General features: G+C 63.1%; 20 protein-coding genes. 17 read left to right on the top strand and 3 right to left on the bottom strand.

Annotated features, from left to right (window positions below; genetic code table 11):
- Positions 1-3 precede the first annotated feature (3 nt).
- The 7 genes from O9320_18490 to O9320_18460 are packed head-to-tail and all read left to right on the top strand — an operon-like array spanning position 4 to position 6,522.
- Positions 4-786 carry a class I SAM-dependent methyltransferase gene (locus tag O9320_18490; GenBank protein MCZ8312840.1) on the top strand — a complete coding sequence of 261 codons (783 nt, stop codon included), beginning with the start codon at positions 4-6 and terminating at the stop codon, positions 784-786.
- Between the two features lie 41 nt (positions 787-827).
- A complete protein-coding gene (locus tag O9320_18485) occupies positions 828-1,565 on the top strand; it encodes a WbqC family protein (protein ID MCZ8312839.1) in 738 nt (245 codons plus the stop codon).
- A gap of 12 nt (positions 1,566-1,577) precedes the next feature.
- Entirely contained in the window at positions 1,578-2,591 is a 1,014-nt protein-coding gene (pseG, locus tag O9320_18480) for a UDP-2,4-diacetamido-2,4,6-trideoxy-beta-L-altropyranose hydrolase (GenBank protein ID MCZ8312838.1), read from the top strand.
- Positions 2,588-3,226 carry a class I SAM-dependent methyltransferase gene (locus O9320_18475; protein ID MCZ8312837.1) on the top strand — a complete coding sequence of 213 codons (639 nt, stop codon included), beginning with the start codon at positions 2,588-2,590 and terminating at the stop codon, positions 3,224-3,226. Before pseG ends, O9320_18475 begins: the two co-directional genes overlap by 4 nt.
- A 4-nt stretch (positions 3,227-3,230) precedes the next feature.
- Positions 3,231-4,283, top strand: a complete 1,053-nt coding sequence (gene pseI / locus O9320_18470; GenBank protein MCZ8312836.1) for a pseudaminic acid synthase — start codon at positions 3,231-3,233, stop codon at positions 4,281-4,283.
- Between the two features lie 11 nt (positions 4,284-4,294).
- A complete protein-coding gene (locus tag O9320_18465) occupies positions 4,295-5,146 on the top strand; it encodes a class I SAM-dependent methyltransferase (protein ID MCZ8312835.1) in 852 nt (283 codons plus the stop codon).
- On the top strand, positions 5,143-6,522 hold the full coding sequence (locus tag O9320_18460) for a hypothetical protein (GenBank protein ID MCZ8312834.1): 1,380 nt from the start codon (positions 5,143-5,145) through the stop codon (positions 6,520-6,522). Before O9320_18465 ends, O9320_18460 begins: the two co-directional genes overlap by 4 nt.
- Here the strand turns inward: O9320_18460 and O9320_18455 are convergent.
- Together O9320_18455 and O9320_18450 are read right to left on the bottom strand one after the other, a co-directional pair.
- Positions 6,512-7,420, bottom strand: coding sequence for a Gfo/Idh/MocA family oxidoreductase (locus O9320_18455; protein ID MCZ8312833.1), 909 nt, complete (start codon positions 7,418-7,420; stop codon positions 6,512-6,514). The two genes, O9320_18460 and O9320_18455, sit on opposite strands and share 11 nt — an antisense overlap.
- The gene (locus O9320_18450) at positions 7,417-8,367 is read right to left on the bottom strand and encodes an aldo/keto reductase (GenBank protein MCZ8312832.1); all 951 of its coding nucleotides are present in this window, start codon (positions 8,365-8,367) and stop codon (positions 7,417-7,419) included. Before O9320_18450 ends, O9320_18455 begins: the two co-directional genes overlap by 4 nt.
- Positions 8,368-8,417: 50 nt before the next feature.
- Between O9320_18450 and O9320_18445 the strand changes: the two genes are divergently transcribed.
- Genes O9320_18445 through O9320_18405 form a run of 9 tightly spaced genes read left to right on the top strand, consistent with a single transcriptional unit; the run spans position 8,418 to position 18,961 of the window.
- Positions 8,418-9,104, top strand: a complete 687-nt coding sequence (locus tag O9320_18445; GenBank protein MCZ8312831.1) for an acylneuraminate cytidylyltransferase family protein — start codon at positions 8,418-8,420, stop codon at positions 9,102-9,104.
- The gene (locus O9320_18440; protein ID MCZ8312830.1) at positions 9,101-10,741 is read left to right on the top strand and encodes a hypothetical protein; all 1,641 of its coding nucleotides are present in this window, start codon (positions 9,101-9,103) and stop codon (positions 10,739-10,741) included. Before O9320_18445 ends, O9320_18440 begins: the two co-directional genes overlap by 4 nt.
- 16 nt (positions 10,742-10,757) lie before the next feature.
- The gene (locus O9320_18435; GenBank protein ID MCZ8312829.1) at positions 10,758-12,605 is read left to right on the top strand and encodes a hypothetical protein; all 1,848 of its coding nucleotides are present in this window, start codon (positions 10,758-10,760) and stop codon (positions 12,603-12,605) included.
- A gap of 30 nt (positions 12,606-12,635) precedes the next feature.
- Positions 12,636-13,769 (top strand): class I SAM-dependent methyltransferase, encoded by a 1,134-nt coding sequence (locus O9320_18430; GenBank protein MCZ8312828.1) that lies wholly within the window; start codon positions 12,636-12,638, stop codon positions 13,767-13,769.
- Between the two features lie 34 nt (positions 13,770-13,803).
- Complete coding sequence (locus tag O9320_18425) at positions 13,804-14,844, top strand: N-acetylneuraminate synthase family protein (GenBank protein MCZ8312827.1); 1,041 nt, start codon at positions 13,804-13,806, stop codon at positions 14,842-14,844.
- A 4-nt stretch (positions 14,845-14,848) separates the two neighbouring features.
- Complete coding sequence (locus tag O9320_18420) at positions 14,849-15,688, top strand: NAD(P)-dependent oxidoreductase (protein ID MCZ8312826.1); 840 nt, start codon at positions 14,849-14,851, stop codon at positions 15,686-15,688.
- On the top strand, positions 15,685-16,905 hold the full coding sequence (gene neuC, locus O9320_18415) for a UDP-N-acetylglucosamine 2-epimerase (protein ID MCZ8312825.1): 1,221 nt from the start codon (positions 15,685-15,687) through the stop codon (positions 16,903-16,905). Before O9320_18420 ends, neuC begins: the two co-directional genes overlap by 4 nt.
- Entirely contained in the window at positions 16,905-17,963 is a 1,059-nt protein-coding gene (locus tag O9320_18410; GenBank protein ID MCZ8312824.1) for a nucleotidyltransferase family protein, read from the top strand. Before neuC ends, O9320_18410 begins: the two co-directional genes overlap by 1 nt.
- The gene (locus O9320_18405) at positions 17,960-18,961 is read left to right on the top strand and encodes a GDP-mannose 4,6-dehydratase (protein MCZ8312823.1); all 1,002 of its coding nucleotides are present in this window, start codon (positions 17,960-17,962) and stop codon (positions 18,959-18,961) included. The genes O9320_18410 and O9320_18405 overlap by 4 nt, the downstream gene beginning before the upstream one ends.
- Here O9320_18405 and O9320_18400 read toward each other — a convergent pair.
- Positions 18,949-19,236 carry a hypothetical protein gene (locus tag O9320_18400; GenBank protein MCZ8312822.1) on the bottom strand — a complete coding sequence of 96 codons (288 nt, stop codon included), beginning with the start codon at positions 19,234-19,236 and terminating at the stop codon, positions 18,949-18,951. The genes O9320_18405 and O9320_18400 overlap by 13 nt on opposite strands.
- Between O9320_18400 and O9320_18395 the strand changes: the two genes are divergently transcribed.
- Positions 19,237-20,385, top strand: coding sequence for a hypothetical protein (locus O9320_18395; GenBank protein MCZ8312821.1), 1,149 nt, complete (start codon positions 19,237-19,239; stop codon positions 20,383-20,385).
- Positions 20,386-20,399 lie beyond the last annotated feature (14 nt).

Below are 20,399 nucleotides of genomic sequence, written 5' to 3'. Positions count from 1 at the left end.
TCCGTGCCGATCGTGAAAGCGCGCACCCACGTCGAGGTATATCGGCTGCGTGCGTCGTCGCTCGACATTCACGAGTTGAATGGACGCGGCGCCGACAAGGCGACGACTGCGCTCGTGACGGACGAGATCGCAACGCAGATGGGGCTGCTTGCGCCGGGCAATTGGGACTTTCTGGATGTCGGGTGCGGCGACGGCAGTCTGGCGGCGGCGGCGGCGGCATCGAACAAGTCTGTCGTCGGAACCGCGCCCTCCGCTGAGGAAATCGAAAGCCTCGAAAGGCATCATGCCGATCGACCCATTGTGTTCAAGCGTGCCATGGCCGATGCGTTGCCGTTTGCCGATGCAAGCTTCGACCGCGTCGTCATCCACGGCGTCGTAACCATTCTGCCGAACGAAGATGCCGTTCTCGCCGCGATCGGCGAGGTGGCGCGCGTGACGCGTCCCGGCGGTCTTGTTTGGATCGGCTCAGTTCCCGATCGCGACGAAAATGCCTTCTATGGGCGCACCTATGGCGATTCGATCGCCGGTTGGCTGCGTTTCGTCCTGCGCCGCGAGGGGCCGCATGCGGCTTTGCGCGCCGCGTTGCGCGTTGCCCGCGCGGCGGTGTCGAGCGAACCTTTCGTCATTCAGCCCAAAGAAGTGTTTGTGTGCCCGCCCGACAGGTTCGCCGCGCTCGCCGCCTCGCGGGGGCTGCGCGTGTTGCGTCATTTCCGCCTGCGCGTGGCGCGCAATGGAGCGCAGCCGATCGAATCTCTCACGCGCGTGAATTTCGTGCTCGAGCGATGAGTTTCGACATCCGAAATTTGCCGCGCCCCATCGCGGCCATCATGCAACCCACGTTCCTGCCTTGGCAGGGCTATTTCGGCATGATCGAAATGAGCGACATCTTCGTTTTTCTCGACGACGTTCAGTTTGTGCGCCGCAGCTTCCACCATCGAAATCGCATCTTCGGCGAAGGTGCCTCGGTCGATTGGATCACGATCCCCGTTGCGGATACGGGGCAGCAGACTCGGATCGACGCGGCGGGCGTGTCGCTCGACGCAAACCAGCAGCGAAAGATGATGCGACGACTGCAGCACATCTATGGCCGGATGCCGCATTTCGATTCGGTCTTCTCCTTGTTCGTCGAACGGCTCGAACGCAACAAAGGCAAGTCGCTGGCGGACCTAAACATCGACCTGATCGTTGGTTTCGCGCGATTGGCAGGATTTGCGCCGACATGGAAACGCAGCGCCGAACTCGCTGCCGAAGGACAAAGATCTTCGAAGATTTCCGCGATTTTGGAACGCATCGGCGCAAAGAGCTACATCTCGGCAGGCGGCTCGTTCGATTACATGCGCACTGACGGCATATTCCCGCTTCCGAACATACGAACTGCATTTTTTTCCTTCGAAGCCCAAAGCTACCCTCAACGCCAAGCGCCCGATTTCGTGCCGAATCTCTCGATTCTGGATGCGCTGTTCCAGATCGGCGGCCCTGCGACAGGCGAAGCGATAAAATCGGGCCTGCGCACGCCGATGACATGGGGACAACGCGCGGCAGTCGGCGCTGCTTTGGAAGTCTGAGATCGAAGCGGAATGCGCAAGATTGCAATCTGGGCTGCCGGCGGCAACAAGGTCGGCGGCGGCCACGCAACGCGCATGGCGGCTTTGGCAAAGACGGTCGCGCGAACCGGCGTGGAAGTCGATTTCATTGTCGGCGCGGACGCCGCCGCGATCCTTGCGGATCGCATTCGCAATACGCCGCTGATATCGATCGCGATCGTGCCGGATTTTGCCGAAATGGCCGATGCGGTCGCGGCGGCGGGGTACGAATGGGTCGTCATCGACGATTATGCGATCGGCGCGGATCAAGAGTCGCGCATCCGGCGCGCAGGATCCCGCGTGTTGGCCGTCGACGACCTTGCCGACAGGTCCCACGATTGCGACATTCTTCTCGACGCGATGCCGTATCGCCAGGACAGCCACTATGTCGGCCTCGTTCCCAAAGACGCGAAGCTGCTGATTGGTCTTGAATACGCGCTCGTCAACGCCGAATTCCTCGAGCTGCGGGCGCAAAGCCTCGCGCGCCGCGAAGTCCCCAAACTCGGAAACGTGGTCGCGACATTCGGACTTTCGGCCAATATCGAGGGCGCGACACGCGTGCTTGAGGCCTTCGTACTCAGCGGGATCGATGCACGGCTCACTGTGATTGCCGGCAACGAGCGCGTCGCGGACATGCTGCGAAGCAACGCCATCGGACGGTCGATCGAGGTTCGCACGGCACTTGCAGATCCTGCCTCCGTTTTCGCCGATGCCGATTTGGCAATTCTCGCGCCGGGGGTCACGACCTTGGAGATGTGCACGCTTGGCGTTCCGATGATTCAGCTGACGACAAGCAAGCACCAGTTCCCTCTTGCCGGCAATATGGCCCAGCGCTCCGCGGCCGTGACCATCGAGTCCGTCCAATCCTTGGCCGATCGCCTGCTGTCTTTTGCCCGCAACCCAGCTCTTCTTGCGAGGATGTCTCAAGCGGCCGCCGCCGCCGTGGACGGCAAGGGAACCCAGAGAACCGCGCAACGTCTCCTGACCGGACATTGTCTCGCCCAATGAACGACCGCAAATCGGATATGAGGGCGCTTGAGCGCCATTACAGCGAGCTTTTCCGCAAGCACGGCGATACGCCGGCGGCCACGCAGCAGCGGGATCGCGAAACGCAAGAGCGACGCATGGGTCGGCTTTGCGAGATTGCGCCCGACGTTGCGCAGGCGCGCATTCTCGATTTCGGCTGCGGCGCGGGGCATTTGCTGCACGTTCTGCGCCGCGACTTCGATTTCTGCGGCCGTTTCACCGGCTACGACCTTTCACTGCCCCATATCGAGGCGGCGCGCACAAAGTTTCCGGACGCCGTGTTCGAGCGGCGGGACATTCTCGAGGTCGGCATCGAAGGACGGTTCGATTATGCTTTCGTGAACGGAACTTTCAATAACTTGATTGCCGACAATTGGGGATTCGTAACGGAAGTTCTTGCGACGCTTTATGGCGCATGCGATCGCGGAGTTGCATTCAATCTTTTGTCGAGCTACGTCGATTATAACGACACGGGCCTGTACTATGCCGAGCCAGAACGGATTTTCGCGCACTGCAAGCGCGAGATCACGCCTTTGGTGACGCTGCGGCACGACTACCGCCTCAAACCCGGCGTCATTCCGTACGAGTTCACCGTCTATCTCCATCGAAATGGATGATCGCATGAAGTCAATCGACATTGACGGGCGGCGCATCGCAAGCGATGCGCCGCCCTATGTAATTGCGGAGATATCGGGAAATCACAATGCGAGCCTGGATCGCGCGTTCGCATTGATGGATGCGGCCAAAACAGCGGGCGCGGACGCCGTCAAGCTTCAAACCTACACAGCCGACACCATCACGCTCGACATTGACGCGCCGGGCTTCGTCATCGAAGACGGTCTTTGGAAAGGTCGGCGCCTCTACGAACTGTACGACGAAGCGCATACCCCTTGGGCTTGGATGCAGCCCCTTTTCGAGCACGGGCGACGGATCGGCATTACCGTATTCAGTTCGCCGTTCGACGCAACGGCTGTCGATTTGCTCGAAAACCTTCAAGCGCCAGCCTACAAGATCGCGTCGTTCGAAATGGTGGATCTGCCATTGGTGCGCCGTTGTGCGGCAACCGGAAAGCCTCTCGTAATCTCGACCGGCATGGCCGACGAAACCGAGATCGGCGAAGCGGTCGCCGCCGCGCGCGACGCCGGCGCACGCGAAATAGCGCTTTTGCACTGCGTAAGCGGCTATCCAGCGCCCGCTGAGAACATGAATCTGCGCACGATCGCCGATCTTGCAAGCCGCTTCGAAGTAACTGTCGGGCTATCCGACCACACCCTCGGCATTGGCGCAGCCGTCGCCTCGGTGGCGCTGGGCGCGGCAATCGTTGAGAAGCATTTGACGCTCAAGCGAAGCGACGGCGGACCGGACGCCGCGTTTTCCCTCGAGCCGACGGAACTGGCAACACTTTGCCGCGAAGTGCGCACCGCTTGGCACGCGCTCGGCCGGATCGACTATGGTCTGAAGTCGAGCGAGCGTTCGAGCGTTGCTTACCGCCGCTCGCTGTACGTCGTCGAGGACGTTACTGCCGGCGAGCCGTTTACGCTTGCCAATGTTCGAAGCATAAGACCGGGCCATGGTCTCCCTCCGCGGGATATAGAGGCAATTCTTGGCCGACCCGCGCGCATGGACGTCTCGCGCGGGACGCCGCTGTCCATGGACCTGATCGATCTCTCTTAGAGGCGACGCCAATGATCTATTCCGAAGTGCTGCGCCGTGCCGTGCCCGACACCAACCCGAAGACCTTTCTCCAGGTTGCCACAATGCAGCAATTGCGTTTGGCAGCTTCGACGATCGTCCGCAGCGGTCGCCTTCGACGGCTCGAACGCTCGACCGCAGATATGCGCGTTGGGTACGACAAAGTCCGCTCGAGCATCGACATAGGATCTTTCGAGGAGTTTGTGGTCGGAAATCTCAGCGATGACTTCACCCTGATCGACGGGCGCGTCGAGTTCACCTCGCCTCAACGCGCGGCAGCTTACCGCATGGACGCGTTGCTGGAATGGGTTCGCCGCTACGCCAAAGACGGAAGCATCGTCGAGTTTGGTAGCGGAGCCGGGCGCAACCTTCTGCATTTGGCGCGAGCCGGCATCCGCAATCCTCTGATCGGTCTTGAGCTTTCGCCCGTGTCCGCAGAGCTTTCGCGTCGTGCCGCATCGGAATTCGCTTGCGACATTCGCTTCGAGAGCTGCGATGTCACAGACGCTTTGCCTTCGCTTGGTCCGGTCGATGTGGTCTTCAGCGTTCACGCCTTCGAAATGATGCCGCGTGTGTTTGTGCGCGGGCTCGCAAACATCTCGCGCTTGCAGCCGCGCGCCGCGATTTTTTTCGAGCCGATCGAGGAGCTATGGCCGAAATCGCTGCTCGGTTTGATCGGCCGATTGCGCGTAAGGCAACTCGATCGCTTGAAAGGATTCTATCGTCCGGCGAGTGAACTGGGCCGTGTGGTCGAAGCCAAGTCGCTCGGATATGCAACAAATCCGCTAAACCCAACTGCCGTTATGGCGGTCGAATTCGGCGGCCAAGCAAGTCGCACGCTATGAAAATCATTTTAGTCTGTGACCATAAATGGCGTGATTTGCCTCCGCTCGCCGCGATCAAGCTTCATCTGGAGCGCCGCGGCTGCAAGGTCTGGATCTATGCGGTGCGCGATGCGCTGGCGATGATCCCCATGATTGCGCCGGATTGCGTGGTGTTGAACCACTTTTGGGGCGATCGATATCAGAATCTTGCGAGGCAGCTGCGCGCTGAAGGCACGGTCGTTGTCGTTCTGCCGACCGAGGGCGCCGGCCGGCCTATCTTCCATGAGGTCGATCGTGGCGACGTTACCGACTACTCGCTTGTCGATCGCCTCTACAGCTGGGGGCGTCGCAACTCGGATGCAATGCTTGCGCGCGGAGCCATTTCGCCGGGTAATCTGGTCACAAGCGGCTGCCCGCGCACGGACTTCTATCGTGCGCCGCTCATGGGCGCTGTAACGAAACGCGAAGTCTTTGCGGCCGAGCATGGGTTCAATCCGGCCAAGCCTATTCTCACCTGGGCAACACAATTCCCGCACGCAGTCGTGCGGCAAGATCAGGCGGAACAATGGCAGATATACTGCCGCAGCATGGTCGATTTCGGCGTCGATCAATGCTTCAAGACGATCGGCGTCGATTTTCGAATTCTGCCGGAATACCACCGCAACCTTCGCGACAAATCGACCGAAGTATTTTTTAAATTTGCACGCGCCAATCCGAATTTGCAGCTTGTTCTGAAGCCCCATCCGAACGAGGATCGCGCGTACTACGAAGCGGGCATCGCCGACGCCGGCGTTTCCAACGTCCGTTTCTGCCGCGTCGACTACATGTGGAACGTCCTCCATTCCACCGACATACTGCTGCACCGCCACTGCACCACTGCGGTCGAGGCTTGGCTGTGGAACAGGCCGACCATCGAGTTTGCGACTATTCCGGACGAGTTCATGGCGTGGCCGGAACGGGAAGCCGGCAGCCATGTCGCACGCGACCTGACCGAACTCCAGGATCTTGTGGAGCAGTTTTTGGCGGGATACCGGATCGAGCCCCAGACGCGGGCGCTACGCGAGCAGTACATTCGCGACTGGTTCGGCGAGCCTGACGGGCGTCGCTGCGAAGAGATCGCCATTGACCTTGCGGCACTCACGCGTGCCCGCGCACGCCGAGCGGCGCGCGTCTTCCCCGGAGCGGCACTGCGCCCGGTTGCGGCGGCGCGCATTCTTGCGCGATTGGCGCTCTCGTTGCCGCCCAACGCGTCGTTGCGCACCCACGCAATGCGTTCCATCCTCGGCACCTACCACAAAAGCGCGGAGAGCCGTCTGAACAAGGAGATTACGCGGCGCGACGTCCGCGCGTATGAAGACCAGCTGAAGCCGCTTGTCGCGGATGCAGCTAAGGCATGAGTCGCGAGTCGATGCGACCTGCTTCGAGAAGCGCGATCGATGCGAGAATGCGCGCTTGGTCCTGAGGCGGTGTCTGGCCGCGAACGACGGACACGAAGGCCTGCAAGGCGGATTTGAAGGCGCGAAACGTATCTACCAGCCGCATTGCCACGCTGCCATTTTCGCCGTGCACGACGATTTCGAGTGCGCCCTGGCGACTTCCAAGAGCGGTAATGCGCGCGGTCGCCCCGCTCGTCCACTCGACATCGAGATGTCGTCCTTCGTCGTCGATGCTTCGCGCCGCACAAACGGATCCTTCGCAGGCCATTATGGCGATCAGCGGCTCGATCACATGAATGGCGTAGAGGTCCCAAGATTTGGGCGCGACGGCATCGACATGGCGGATCCGGCCGAGCCGTTTGCGCTGCTCGGCGTCGAGTTCGAACTCCGGTGCGAACGACAAGGCGGTCCCGGTGAAGATTTGGCCCGGTCGCTGGCAGCGCGCGTATAGGCGATGCGCCGTCGCAACATCCAGCGCCAGCGGTTTGTCGATGTAGACGGGCAGGCCTGCGTCGAGAAACGGCGACGCGATAGCCTCGTGATTTTCGGCATCGTCACGCGCAAGAAGCAGCGCATCGACGTGGCCGACCATATCGCTTGCCTGTTCTACAACGGTCCTGATCCGGGACGCGCGGGCGATCGACGAGGAGAGCGCGCGGTCCTGGGTCCAGATATGCGTCACGGCCGCATTTGAGATGGCGTCGCGCGGGAAGATTTGGCGCGACAGATATTCAGGAATCGCCGGAAACGGGCAACGCGCCATCTCTGCGGCATCGTATCCGTTGAAGATCGCAGACCACGAATAGGGATGTCCGTTTCCGGGGCTGAGGCCGATGATGCCAAGGCGCAGATCCGTCATTGCCGTGGCCACCGCGAAGGATCCAACAGTTCGTCTGGAACGCGCGGAAGGCTGCGTTGCGCGGCCTCCAGCGCGGCGCAATCCGGCGGCGGATTCGCAAAAAATCCGGCGAGCTGCCCGACTTGTTGCGGCGTTTCAGCGCCAATCACGATGCCGTCGATCCAATCTTGCGCGCGCGCAAATCCGATCGCCAGCGCGCCGACACTCTGATAGCCCGTGCGCTCCGCAACGGCGCGCAGGCGTCGGCGAATATCGACTGCGTCGAGATCGGGGATTGCGGGCCAAGCCGTTTCCGGTCGGTCAGCGAGCAGTCCTTGCAGCAGCACGCTGCGCACATGCACGCACACGCGCGGACGTGCCGCCCGCAGCCGCGCGATCATGCCGCTCGCGGCCCAGCGTCCATCGAGCACATTGAAAGGAAGCTGCACGTGCGAAACGTCCGCATCGTCGAGGGCGGCGCCGAGTTCCTCGGGCGATGCGACCGAGACCCCGAGGCGGCCAATTTGGCCTGCGTCGCGCAATCGGCGCAGCGCCATCCAAACGGCACCGCCCCAGGCAGTACGATGTGCGGCGCGATGCAGAAGCAGGCTGTCGATCCGCGCCAACCCAAGCGTCGCGCGCGACCGTGCGACGCTCGCCTCGGCCTCTGCGACGGCCGAATCGGCATCAAGTGCGGCCAGCGGATCGAGTTTTGTCGCGACCGAAACGTGGCTGCCGCGCCACGCGCGCAGCGCCGTCGCGATGCGCGCTTCTGAATCGCCGTAGGCGCGCGCCGTGTCGAGCCATCGTACTCCGTCCGCAAAGGCAGCCGCCAGAATCGCCTCAGCCTGCGCGGAGTCGGGTTGGCCCGTTTTGTTGGCAATGCCATAGGGCAGCCCAAGTTGGACGGTGCCCAGCACGAAATACGGGCCGTGTCCCAAGGAGTCAGCGTCTTGCCTGTTTTTCATTGCGACATCATATGTCGGCGCTCCCCTTTGGAAAGCCGAAAAACACCGTCATGATGCTGGCGATTGTTCCGGCGCGCGGCGGCTCCAAAAGGTTGCCGGGCAAAAACATCCTTCCGTTCGGCGGCCATCCGTTGGTCGCCTGGTCGATCGCGCTTGCACGAACGCTGCCCGACACGATCTGCGTCGTCTCGACCGACGACGCTGCGATCGCAAAAATCGCCGGCGCCTGCGGTGCCGAAATCGTTATGCGTCCGCCTGAGCTTGCGCGCGACGACAGCTCGACGCTGGATGCGATGATCCATGCGGGCGAAACGGTGCGCAAAAGCGGGCGCGACTTTGCTGACGTGATGCTGCTGCAGCCGACCTGCCCGGTGCGCCCGCGCGATATGGTGCTGCAAGCGTGCGCCGAATACGCCGCCCAACCTTGCGACTCGCTCGTGGCGGTGAGCCAGCGTCCGCTCAAGATCGGCACGGTCGAAGACGGCTGGTATCGACCGAACTACGAATTCGGCGCGCAGTCGCGGCTGACCTCACCGACATGGTACGAAAACGGCTGGCTCTATCTGACGACAGCCGAAACGATGTTCGAGCGCAGAAGCCTAACCGGCGAGCGCGTGCGCGCATTCGAGGTGCCGCGACCGTTCGACGAAGTCGACATCGACACCGCGCTCGATCTGGCGCTTGGCGAGCGCGTGCTCGCCGAGACGCGCGCGCGCCTCGGCTACGCGCCCCGATGACGCTGTCGTTGCGCCGATTTGCGGGCAGCACGTACGACTGGATCCGTGCGGCCGCGTTCGATCTGTCGCCGGCGGGACGCGAAAGCGCCAAAGAACGCGACCGCGCGGACGCTTTTCTGGATGCGTTCGCGCGCGCGGGCGACGCGCGATTTTCGGGCACCGTCCTGGTCGACGGCACGTTCGACAATCCGAACTTTTGGGCGCGCTACGCGCTGCTGCGCCGGTCGCTGGGGCTCGCGCAGGCGCGCGAAGTCGGCCTCGTCGGTCCGTTCAAGCGTCGCCAAGTTCGCGGCATGTTCGGCCGCTTGGGCATCTCGGAAATCTACGATTTCGGCGAGGTGGCGCCCGACAGCCGAACGCGCGACGCAGCGCAAAAGCTCGCCGCGCAGACGCACGATCCCGACGGCGTCATGGCGTGGCAGCTGCCCGGCGGCATGAATCCGGCGATCCTCTACGACGGCGTTCTCAAGGCGCAGCGTTTGCCCAGCGTCGATCCGCTGCGGGCCGATTTCGTGCCCAATGTCGCCCAGGCGCTTGCTTGTTTTGCGCGTGCGCGCGAAATCCTCGACGCGGCCAAACCGGACTTGTTGGTCGTAAGCCATCCATTCGGCTTCCGTTGCGGCGGGCTTGCTTGGCAGGCGCTGCAGCGCGGCATACCGACGATCCTGGCATTCGGCCTGTTCGGCGTTTTGCGTTATGCGCGGATGGACAAGCCGGACGACCTTTTCGAGTTCTACGACCAGCCGACGCACGAAGAAATCGACGGGCTGCCCGACGAAAAGGCAACCCTGCTTCAGGCGATCGGCAGCCGCTACGTCGATGCGCGCATGCGCGGCAAGTCGGACGATCTTGCCGCCTTGCTTGCCTTTCGGCAAAGGCTCGGCTTCGTCGATCGGGCGGCGGTCGCCGAACGTTTCGGCTGGGATCCGGCGAAGCCAATCGTCGCCGTCTATGCGTCGAACTGGTTCGACTGGCCGCATCAACTGGGCATGCGCAATTTCCGCGATTTCCGCGATTGGATCGCGGTGACGGCGGCGGCGGCGGCGGCCAATCGCGATGTGAACTGGCTTTTCAAGCCGCATCCGGCCGAAACAGTATTCGGCGGACCGTCGCTGACGGAACTTCTGCCGCAGATGGCGACGGGCCCCAACATCGCGCTGTGTCCGGCCGACTGGAACAACGGCGCCGTCATGCAGGCGATCGACGCTCTGGTCACGTACCACGGCACGTCGGGCGTCGAGTTCGCAGCAATCGGCAAGCCGGTGCTGTTGCCGGACGTCGGCAAGTACCATCGTGCGGGCTTTGCGCATGTGGCTCAGTCGCGCGCCGAATACACGGATTGCCTGTCGCGTCGCTGGTGGACGTCGCGCGACGCAGTCGGCGACCGGCGTCGTGCGGAAATCTACGCCGGCTGGTGGTTCTGTGCCGCCGACTGGCAAGGCCGCTTCGTGTTCGAAGACGATTCGCGGCGCGATGCGCTCTATGGCGGTCTGCCGCCGCTTTTCGCCGAAAATCCTGGCCCCGTGGCGCGCGAAATCGCCGAAATCGCCGCGTGGTGGCGGTCGGGCGAGCAGCACTACCACAAAGCCAAAATGCGCCGCGCCGACGGCTACGCGCTCAGCAACGTGTCGAACTGATTCGAAAGATTGCAGGATGAACATTCTCGGTATCCATTGCGGACACAACTCGACGGCGGCCTTGATGGTCGACGGCCGCATCGTCGGCGCGGTCCAAGAGGAACGCTTCACGAAGCGCAAAAACCAAGTCGCGTTTCCGCTGCGGGCGATCAAGCATCTCGTGGCGGCGCATCTGGGCGGCGATTCGTCCCGAATCGACACGGTTGCGCATGCCACGCGCGAAATCGATCCCGTGGGTCTTGCCGTCAGCCGCTACTCGGACTTCACCGTGCACGACCACGTCGCGGAGATGCGCGCCTATTGGCGCCCGATTTTCTACGAAGGCAAAGCCAACGACGGCGCGTACTGGCGCGACATGTATCGCGCAGGCGAGCGTCTCAATGCCGACCACAATGTCGATGCAGACAAGCTCATGTCGATGCCGATGGCGGAATCGATCCGCTATCTCGGCGACGTCGAACGACCGCGCGTGCTGGCGCAAGGGATCGGCTGGCAGGGCCCCGCCGAGACGGTCGACCACCACGAATGCCATGCCTACTACGCGTTCTACGGTGCCGCGATCGACCGTGCCCATTGGGCGGACACGCTCGTCTTGACGGCCGATTCGTGGGGCGACGGGCAGAACTGGAGTGCGAGCGTCGTCGCCGAAGACGGGACCCTCGTTAAACTCGCGGGCGGCCGCGACCATGGCGTGGCGCGCATCTACCGCTTCACGACGCTGATCCTGGGCATGAAGCCGCTCGAGCACGAATACAAGGTCATGGGGCTGTCGGGCTACACGCGGCCCAGCAAATACATCCGCGACGTCGAACGGATCTTTTTCGAAGCGCTCGATTTCCGCGACGGAAAATTCGTGCAAGACCGCCCTCTCGTCGACAGCTATTTCGATCTCAAGGACCGTCTCGAAGGCCATCGCTTCGACAACGTCGCGACCGCCTTGCAGAACTGGTGCACGTCCCTCACGCGGGCCTGGACCAGCCATTGGCTGGAGAAGACCGGCAAGCGCAGCCTGTGTTTCTCGGGCGGGCTTGCGATGAACATCAAGACCAACGGCATGCTTGTCGATCTGCCCGGACTCGACCGTCTCAGCGTGCCGGCCTCGGGCGGCGACGAATCGACGCCGATCGGTGCTGTCTTCGCCGTTGCGGCGGGCGTAAAAGCGGCCCCGCAGCCGATGACCCACGTTTATCTCGGAGCCGACCGCGCCGACGATCCGGAGAACGACTGGCGTCACGGCATCGCGCGCGCGAACGCGAACGTCGCCGACTATTCGGAGCGGTCTGGCGTCGGCCCGCGCGAATTGGCGCGCCTGCTTGCCGCGGACCAGATCGTGGCGCGGGCCTGCGGCCCCATGGAATTCGGCGCGCGCGCGCTCGGCAACCGTTCGATCCTCGCGAACCCGAAGAACCCGGCGAATCTGAAGCGCATCAACGACGCGATCAAAAATCGCGATTTTTGGATGCCGTTCACGCCGTCGATGCTGGCGGAAAAGGCGCATCTCTATCTCCAGATACCCAAGGGCATCGTGGCGCCGTTCATGACGGTCGGCTACCAGACGACGGCGCTGGCCCGCACGGAGATACCTGCCGCCCTGCATCCGGGCGATTTCAGCGCGCGGCCGCAATTCGTCTCGCGCGACGTCAATCCCGGCTATTGGGCGATCATCGACGCGTTTTCGTCTCTGACGGGCGTATTCGCCCTTCTGAACACGTCGCTCAACCTGCACGGCGATCCGATGAACCGGTCGGTTTCGGATGCCGCGCGAACCGTGGCGCTGTCGGAACTTGCGTTTTTGGCGCTGCCGGGCGACCGATTGCTGTACAAGGTCGCCGCAGCCGGTAGATTGGCCGAAATTCTCGGCTGAGATCCGGTGGGGCAAACAGTACGAATGGACATGTCGGAGCAAACGACCGTCTACGGACGCTACACGCTGGGATCCGGGGCCATCCTTGCCGATCGCGACAAGGTGTGGGATTCGCTCGCCGATCCGCAGGTACTCGACGGCTATCGCAAGTCGATGCTGCGCGATCTGCGCAAATCCGGCATTCGGCCGGAATCCATGGCCGACTGGAACGTGATGGATGTCGGCACCGGGCGCCAGGCGCTGGTCTTTCTCGAACTCGGCGCCAAGCGCGTCGAGCATTTCGACATCAGCCCCGAGAACGTCGCGCGCATGTCGGCCTATCGCAGCGATGCCGGGCTCGCGGCCCGCCTGCAGACGACGTGCTGCGATATCGTCGACGCCGATCTCGGTCACGACAAGTTCGACTTCGTGTATCTGAACGGCATCGTGCAGCATTTTTCGGATGTCGGTCGCGGCATTTCGAACTGTGCGGCGGCGCTTAAGACCGGCGGCATGTTTTGGCTCTACTTCTACCGCTCGGGCACGTTCGACAATTTTGTGCTCTATGCGCTGCGCACGCTCATGTACGGCAGCAACGTGGTGCCGCCCGGCTACCGCTTCGGCGCCGACTATGTCGGCGCGCGGCTGTTCTACTCGGACCAGGTCAAGGACAACTACCTCACCTCCATCTACATGGACGGCGTTTTCACGCGCCAGGCAAGGCTCTACACGGTCGCAACCTATCTGCGCGCGATGGAGCTGCTCGGTTTCGAGGTCGCCTCGAGTTCGGGGATCGATCCGATCGGGCGCGACGTCGACCATCAGTTCGCGCGTGCGGCGACCGTCGTCACGCTGCGCAAGGTGCGCGCACCCGACGCCGCCGCGATCGAGGCGGCGCGCGGATTGCTGGCGCCCGCAAAAGAAGTCGATCAGCTCGACGAAGCGCTCTACGAAGAGCCCGAAATCCGCGAGACGGCCGCCTTGTTCAAGCGCCTGATCGCGACACTGAACGGTCTGCGCGCAACGGTCGATCTGCGCGCCCTTGCCGCGATGCGTGTTTTTGCGTTCCTCGCCCAGATCGCGCGTGCGGCCGATTTCGATCCCGCCCGCCGCCATCCCGAACTTCAGGCGCTGCTCAAGACGATCTTGGCCGTCGTCGAAGTCGAGATCCCGTCCGTAAGCTGAGCTACCGCGACCTTCGCCCGTCAGGAGTGCCCCCATGCCCGCATTCGAAATCGCCGGCCGCAAGATCGGCCCCGACCATCCGCCGCTCGTGATCGTCGAAGTCGGCATCAACCACGAAGGCAGCTTCGACAAGGCGATCGCCATGGTCGATGCGGCCGTGGGAGCGGGTGCGGAGGTCGTGAAATTCCAGTGCCACATCACCGAAAAGGAGATGGTGCCCACCGACATGACGCCGGGCGAAATCTCGTCCGAGAAATTGTGGGACATCATCAAGCGCTGCGAACTGACCGAAGACGAAGAGCGCCGCGTGCAGGCCTATTGCGCGCACAAGGGCGTCACGTATCTCTCGACGCCATTTTCGCGCGAGGCGGCCGACCGGCTCGACGCGATGGGCGTGCCGGCCTTCAAGATCGGTTCGGGTGAGTGCAACAATCTGCCGCTGCTCGACCATATCGCGCGCCTGGGCAAGCCGGTCATCCTGTCGACCGGCATGAACGATCTTGCCTCGGTGCGCCGGTCGGTGGCCGTTCTCGAAGGCCGCGTACCTTACGCGCTCTTGCACTGCACGAGCATGTATCCCACGCCTTACGAGAAAGTGCGGCTCGGCGGTATCGGCGATCTGCAGCAGGCATTTCCAAGCGCACCGATCGGTCTGTCGGACCATTCGCTCAACATCTATACGTGCCTCGGTGCGGTGGCGCTGGGGGCGAGCATCCTCGAGAAGCATTTCACCGTGTCGCGCGCATGGCCAGGCCCCGATACGCCCATCTCGATCGAGCCGGACGAACTTGCGCATCTCGTGACGGGCTCGAAAGCCGTGTGGCAGGCGCGCGGCGGCGGCAAGACGATCCTTGCCGAAGAACAGCCTGTCATCGACTTCGCCTATGCGACGGTCGTGTCGATCGCCCCGATCAAGGCCGGCGCCGTATTCAGCCGCGACAATATCTGGGTGAAGCGTCCGGGCACGGGCCAGTTGAAAGCCGACCGCTTCGAAGACGTGGTCGGCAAGCGCGCCAGCCGCGACATCCCGGCCGACGTGCATATCGCGCCCGACGACGTGGTCGGCCTCGGCTGACGCGATGTTCGTGGTGACGGGTGCAAGCGGGTTCGTCGGCACCCATCTCGTGCGTGCGCTCTCGGCGCAAGGGTCAAGCGTTCTTGCCGTCGCACGCCGACCGATCCCGGCGCCGCCGAACGGCAAAGCGCTGCAGATCGGCGACTATGCCGATCTCGTTCCGCCGGGCCGCGACTGCGTGCTTGTCGATGTTGCCGACACGCGCGATCTTGCTGCCGCGCAAGCGGCGGGTGAAGCGCATGTGGAAGCGGCCCGCGAACGCGCACGGCTTCTTTATGCGCGCGACTGGGCGTTCGTCGTCGTTGCGTCGTCGGCAGCGGTCTACGGCGATGCTCAGATCCACGCGCATCGCGAAGACGAAGCCGTTTCGCCCGCAAGTGTCTATGCGCGCGCCAAGCATGCCGCAGAGAACGCCGCTTTGGCACAAGGCGGCGCTGCGTTGCGGCTTGCAAATCTCTACGGGCCGGGCATGGCCGCCAACAACGTGCTGTCCGACATTCTGGCGCAGTGCCATACGGCGGGACCAATCAAGATTCGCGACGGCGGGCCCGTGCGCGACTATTTGTGGGTCGCCGATGCCGTGGCCGCGTTCATGCGCGTCGCAACCGCGCGCGCCGGCGGCATCTGGAACGTCGGCACGGGACGCGGCATTTCGGCACGTTCCTTGGCGCGGATGCTCGCAACGCGTTTCGGCAAGCCGGACCGCGAAATCGTCGAGACGGCACCGCAAAGTACGGTCTCGCATTTGGTGCTGGATTGTGCGGCCCTCGCCGCGAAGCTTTCATGGACCGCCCGCACGTCGCTCGACGACGGGCTTTCGCAACTTGCCGCGGATCTGAAATGAGCAAACGCATCGTCGCCGTCTTCACCGGCAACCGGGCTGAATACGGTCTGCAATATCCGATCTTGCGCGCGATCGAAGCGCACCCGGATCTCGATTACCGGCTGATCGTATCGGGGGCGCATCTCGATCCGGATTTCGGCGCCACGCTGAAGGAGATCGAGGCCGACGGCTTTGCGATCCATGCCGAAGTGAAGATCGACATGCCGAAGGATTCGAAATCGAGCACGGCACGCGCTATCGGCTCGGGCATTTTGTCGATGAGTGCGGCCCTCGAGCGCATTGCGCCCGACATTCTCGTGGTCTATGCCGACCGCTTCGAAGGGTTCGCCGCCGTCGTCGCCGGCACGCAGATGAACGTGCCGACGGCGCATGTCGAAGGCGGCGATCTGACCGAAGGCGGTGCGCTCGACGATTCCGTGCGCCATGCGATGAGCAAGCTCGCCCACCTGCATTTCACGACCAATCAGCAGGCGAGCAATCGCGTGCTGGCGATGGGCGAGGAGGCTTGGCGTGTGCACACGGTTGGCTTCCCCGCGATCGACATGATCAAAGACGGAAATTTCGCGCGCCCCGCCGACGTCGCGGCCAAGCTCGGGCTCGATCTAGCGCGTCCCGTGGTGCTGTTCACGCAGCATTCGGTCACGACCGAGTTCGACCAGGCCGCTTCCCAAACGCAGCCCTCCCTCGAAGCGCTCAAGCGCTTGGCGCAGGAGGGCGTGCAGGTGGTTGCGACTTATCCCAACAACGATGCGGGCGGGCGCGCGATCATCGCCAAACTTGAGAATCTCGCAAGCCAGCGTGTGCCGGGCCTCTCTATGCATCGCTCGCTCGGGCGCTGGCTCTATCACGGCGTGCTGGCGCTGGCGCGCGATCCGGCCATCCGCGTGGCGTGCGTGGGCAACTCGTCGTCGGGCATCAAGGAAACGCCGGCCTTCGGGTGCCCGACCGTCAATATCGGTTCGCGCCAGCTCGGCCGCCTGCGCGCCGAAAACGTGCTCGACGCGGGCTACGATGCCGACGCGGTCGCCACCGCAACGCGAAACTGCTTGTTCGACGATGCGTTCAGGTCGCTTTGCCGGTCGGTCGCCAATCCCTACGGTCTTGGCGATGCGGGCGTGAAGATCGCCAAGGTCTTGGCCGAAGTGGCACTCGACGAAAAGCTGCTGCGCAAGCGCATGACGCTGGCGGGCGAAGTACAGGACGGGTGGTTCCGCTGATGCGCAACGCACTGCCCGCCACGGCCAAACTGCGCGACGCGGTCGAAGCGCTCGAGCGTTCGCGCACGCTCATCTGCGCGCTTGTCGATGCCGAAGGGCATCTGTTGGGTGTGCTGTCGGACGGCGACGTGCGCCGCGCATTGCTTGCGGGCCACGGGCTCGACGCCAAGGCCGCCGACGTGATGACGCGCACGCCCGTCACGGGCCCCGCCGAAGCCGCACCGGCGGCCTTGCGCGAGATCATGCAGGACCGGCGCGTCGCCGCCATTCCGCTTGTGGATGCGGCCGGTCGCTTCACCGACATCGCACAGCTTGCCGACATCGACACCGACGTGCCGACCGGCGGCGAAGCGTTCGACTTCGCCGTGATCATGGCGGGCGGGGAGGGCAAGAGGCTGCGCCCGCTCACGCTCGACCGGCCGAAGCCCATGATCGAAATCGCCGGCACGCCGCTGCTCGAGCGCCAGGTGCGCGCGATGGTGGCAAGCGGGCTCAAGCGCATTTTCATCGCGACCAACTATCTCGGCCACATGATCGAGGCGCATTTCGGCGACGGGTCGGCGATGGGTGCGCGCATCGAATATCTGCGCGAATCGGAAAAAATGGGCACGGCGGGGGCGCTGTCGCTGCTGGCCGAAGCGCCCATGCGCCCGATCCTCGTCGTCAACGGCGACGTGTTGACGACGTCGGATTTCGGCCATCTGTGCAGCTTTCACCATGAGGAGCGCGCCTTCGCGACGGTTGCCGCCATCCTCTACCGCGTCGAAGTGCCGTTCGGCGTTCTGCATGTGGAGGGAAGGCGCCTGCATCGCATCGAGGAGAAACCCTTGCAGCGCTTCTTGTGCAATGCGGGCATGTATGTGCTGTCGCCGGAAGCGTTGGCGCTGGTGCCGAAGGACAAACACTACAACATGACCGAACTGCTCGAAGCCGCTCTTGCGGCGGACAAGCGCGTGGGCGTGTTTCCGGTGCACGAGTATTGGAGCGATATCGGCAATCCGGGCGACCTCGAAAAGGCCGTCGCGACGTTCGAGAACCGCAAAACGGAGCGCACATGACGGCGGCAATTTCAGGCGAAAAAGTGTTCGTGACCGGTGCCGATGGTTTCATCGGCAGCCATTTGGTCGAACTTCTGGTGCGCAGCGGCGCCAAGGTGCGGGCACTCGTGCTCTACAATTCGTGGAGCAGCCTCGGCTGGTTGGCGGATGTGCCCGCCGAAATCCGCGCCGAGCTCGAGATCGTGCCGGGCGACATTCGTGATGCCGAGCGCGTGGAGGCAAGTGCCCGCGACTGCGCCTACGTCTTCCATCTCGCGAGTTTGATCGCCATTCCGTACAGCTACGTAGCGCCGCGTTCCTACGTCGACACCAACGTGACTGGCGCGCTCAACGTGCTCGAGGCGTGCCGCAGCGCCAAAGCTCTGCGCCGCCTGGTGCATGTCTCGACGTCCGAGGTCTACGGCACGGCGCAAATCGTGCCGATCCCGGAAAGCCATCCGCTGGTCGGCCAGTCGCCCTATTCGGCGTCCAAGATCGGCGCCGACAAGATGGCGGAATCCTACCATCTCTCCTTCGGCCTGCCGCTGGTAGTGGCCCGGCCCTTCAACACGTTCGGGCCGCGCCAGACGATGCGCGCGGTGATCCCGACGATCGCGGGCCAATTGCTGGCCGGGGTCGAACGCTTGAAGCTCGGCGCCGTGTCGCCGACACGCGACTTCAACTACGTGACCGATACGGCCGCCGGCATGCTCGCACTGGCGCTGTGCGATTCGGCGATCGGCCAGACCGTCAATATCGGGACGGGTCTTGAATACACGATCGGCGAAACAGCCGAAAAGCTGATGGCGATCTGCGGGCATCAAGCGCCGATCGACACCGATGAGCAGCGCCTGCGCCCGGCAGGCAGCGAAGTGAACCGCCTGTGCGCGGACACTTCGCGCATTCGCGCGATGACCGACTGGGCGCCGCAAGTTCCGTTCGAAGACGGGCTCGCGCGCACGGTTGCGTGGCTGCGAGCGACCGGCCAGGCGAACGCGGCGACCGGCTACACGATCTGAGGCGACGAGTGGAGACCGATATGCATGCCCTTCCAGCGCGCCGACAGAAGGCGATCATATTCGTCGATGCGGACGTGACGATCCGTCATTTCCTTCTCAATGATACGTTCGACGCGATGATGGCCAAACACGACTGCATTTTCGTGCTGCCGCCGGTAGGTTGGCGGCGCATCATCAACGGCCGCGAATTGATCCCCAAACGGTACCACCTTCAGATCGTTGAATTGCCCGAAGCGCGCCGCTTGTTGTGGAAGCGACTGGTTGCGATCGATCAAATGCGCTTACCGCTGCGTCTCGACGCATATCGACTTTGGCGACTGCGGTTCTTTCAATGGGGCTTTAAGGCCGCTTTCATCCACGCGATCCTCGCCCTTCCGGGGATCCGCCAATTGGCCGAGTACGTGACCTCCCTTCGCTTGAAGGAAGTGCCGGCACAGGCACTGGAATCGCTGATAGCCGAATTCGAGCCAGACGTGCTGATTCATCCTAGCACGTTCGAAGGCTACTTCATCAACGACGTGGTCGAGATCGGCCATCGGCGTAAGATTCCGAGCATCCTCGTGATGAACTCGTGGGACAATCCCAGTATCAAGCGCGCTGCCGCCGGCACGCCGGACTGGGTCGTCGTGTGGGGCGAGCAAACGCGCATACATTGCGTCGAGATGATGCGTGCCCCCCCCGAACGCGTTCGCATCATCGGTGCGGCACAATTCGACGTGTTCCGCAATCCGCCGCGGATCGATCCGGCCGCGTTCCGTGCCGAGTACGGCTTTGCGGCCGATGCGCGTGTCGTCCTCTATGCGGGTTCGTCCAAGCGTTTGGACGAAGCGCGGCATCTCGACGCAATCGACGCTGCGATTTCGTCGGGCGCTTTGCCACCGATGAAGATCGTCTACCGGCCGCATCCGTTCGGCATGCGCCAGCAATTCGCCAAGAACATTCTGGCCGCGAATTGGCAGCATGTGCAGATCGAAACCACGATGCGCGATTTCCTTGCACGTATCGCGGATGGAACCCATCGCGGCTTCCACATTACCGACTATGCGCGCACCCACGACATTCTGGCGTCGATTGACGCCCTTATCTCGCCGCTCTCGACGATCTTGATCGAGAGCGCAGTCCACGGCAAGCCCGCACTTTGCTACCACCCCAAAGAGGACGAGGCGGAAATCAAAGGCGTGATCACCGCGCAGTTGCGGCATTTCGAAGAGCTGTTCGACATGAGCCTGCTGCTCGTCGCGCGTTCGGTCGATTCGTTTGTACCGTTGTTGTGCGAGCTAGTGGCGCAAGTCGATGATCCGGACTATCCCGTGCGCATCAAGGAACGCGTCGCGTTTTTTGTCGCAACACCCCAGGCCCGCTACAAAGACGCGCTCGAAGCATTTGTTTGTGATGTCATAGCGCGCCACGGGGCTGCCCAGTAGGCGCCAACACGCTG

Origin of the sequence: Magnetospirillum sp., from assembly GCA_027532905.1 — a bacterium.
Taxonomy (GTDB): Bacteria; Pseudomonadota; Alphaproteobacteria; order CACIAM-22H2; family CACIAM-22H2; genus Tagaea.
This window is presented reverse-complemented; position numbering and strand designations above follow the sequence as displayed.

What these genes read in the sequence shown, in the direction of transcription:
- O9320_18395 (MCZ8312821.1), top strand. Translation starts at nt 19,237, where the DNA reads ATGCGCTTACCGCTGCGTCTCGACGCATATCGACTTTGGCGACTGCGG.
- pseG (MCZ8312838.1), top strand. Translation starts at nt 1,578, where the DNA reads ATGCGCAAGATTGCAATCTGGGCTGCCGGCGGCAACAAGGTCGGCGGC.
- O9320_18440 (MCZ8312830.1), top strand. Translation starts at nt 9,101, where the DNA reads ATGACGCTGTCGTTGCGCCGATTTGCGGGCAGCACGTACGACTGGATC.
- O9320_18485 (MCZ8312839.1), top strand. Translation starts at nt 828, where the DNA reads ATGCAACCCACGTTCCTGCCTTGGCAGGGCTATTTCGGCATGATCGAA.
- neuC (MCZ8312825.1), top strand. Translation starts at nt 15,685, where the DNA reads ATGAGCAAACGCATCGTCGCCGTCTTCACCGGCAACCGGGCTGAATAC.
- O9320_18450 (MCZ8312832.1), bottom strand. Translation starts at nt 8,367, where the DNA reads ATGAAAAACAGGCAAGACGCTGACTCCTTGGGACACGGCCCGTATTTC.
- O9320_18430 (MCZ8312828.1), top strand. Translation starts at nt 12,636, where the DNA reads ATGTCGGAGCAAACGACCGTCTACGGACGCTACACGCTGGGATCCGGG.
- O9320_18425 (MCZ8312827.1), top strand. Translation starts at nt 13,804, where the DNA reads ATGCCCGCATTCGAAATCGCCGGCCGCAAGATCGGCCCCGACCATCCG.
- O9320_18465 (MCZ8312835.1), top strand. Translation starts at nt 4,295, where the DNA reads ATGATCTATTCCGAAGTGCTGCGCCGTGCCGTGCCCGACACCAACCCG.
- O9320_18455 (MCZ8312833.1), bottom strand. Translation starts at nt 7,420, where the DNA reads ATGACGGATCTGCGCCTTGGCATCATCGGCCTCAGCCCCGGAAACGGA.
- O9320_18420 (MCZ8312826.1), top strand. Translation starts at nt 14,849, where the DNA reads ATGTTCGTGGTGACGGGTGCAAGCGGGTTCGTCGGCACCCATCTCGTG.
- O9320_18445 (MCZ8312831.1), top strand. Translation starts at nt 8,418, where the DNA reads ATGATGCTGGCGATTGTTCCGGCGCGCGGCGGCTCCAAAAGGTTGCCG.
- O9320_18435 (MCZ8312829.1), top strand. Translation starts at nt 10,758, where the DNA reads ATGAACATTCTCGGTATCCATTGCGGACACAACTCGACGGCGGCCTTG.
- pseI (MCZ8312836.1), top strand. Translation starts at nt 3,231, where the DNA reads ATGAAGTCAATCGACATTGACGGGCGGCGCATCGCAAGCGATGCGCCG.
- O9320_18405 (MCZ8312823.1), top strand. Translation starts at nt 17,960, where the DNA reads ATGACGGCGGCAATTTCAGGCGAAAAAGTGTTCGTGACCGGTGCCGAT.
- O9320_18475 (MCZ8312837.1), top strand. Translation starts at nt 2,588, where the DNA reads ATGAACGACCGCAAATCGGATATGAGGGCGCTTGAGCGCCATTACAGC.
- O9320_18460 (MCZ8312834.1), top strand. Translation starts at nt 5,143, where the DNA reads ATGAAAATCATTTTAGTCTGTGACCATAAATGGCGTGATTTGCCTCCG.
- O9320_18410 (MCZ8312824.1), top strand. Translation starts at nt 16,905, where the DNA reads ATGCGCAACGCACTGCCCGCCACGGCCAAACTGCGCGACGCGGTCGAA.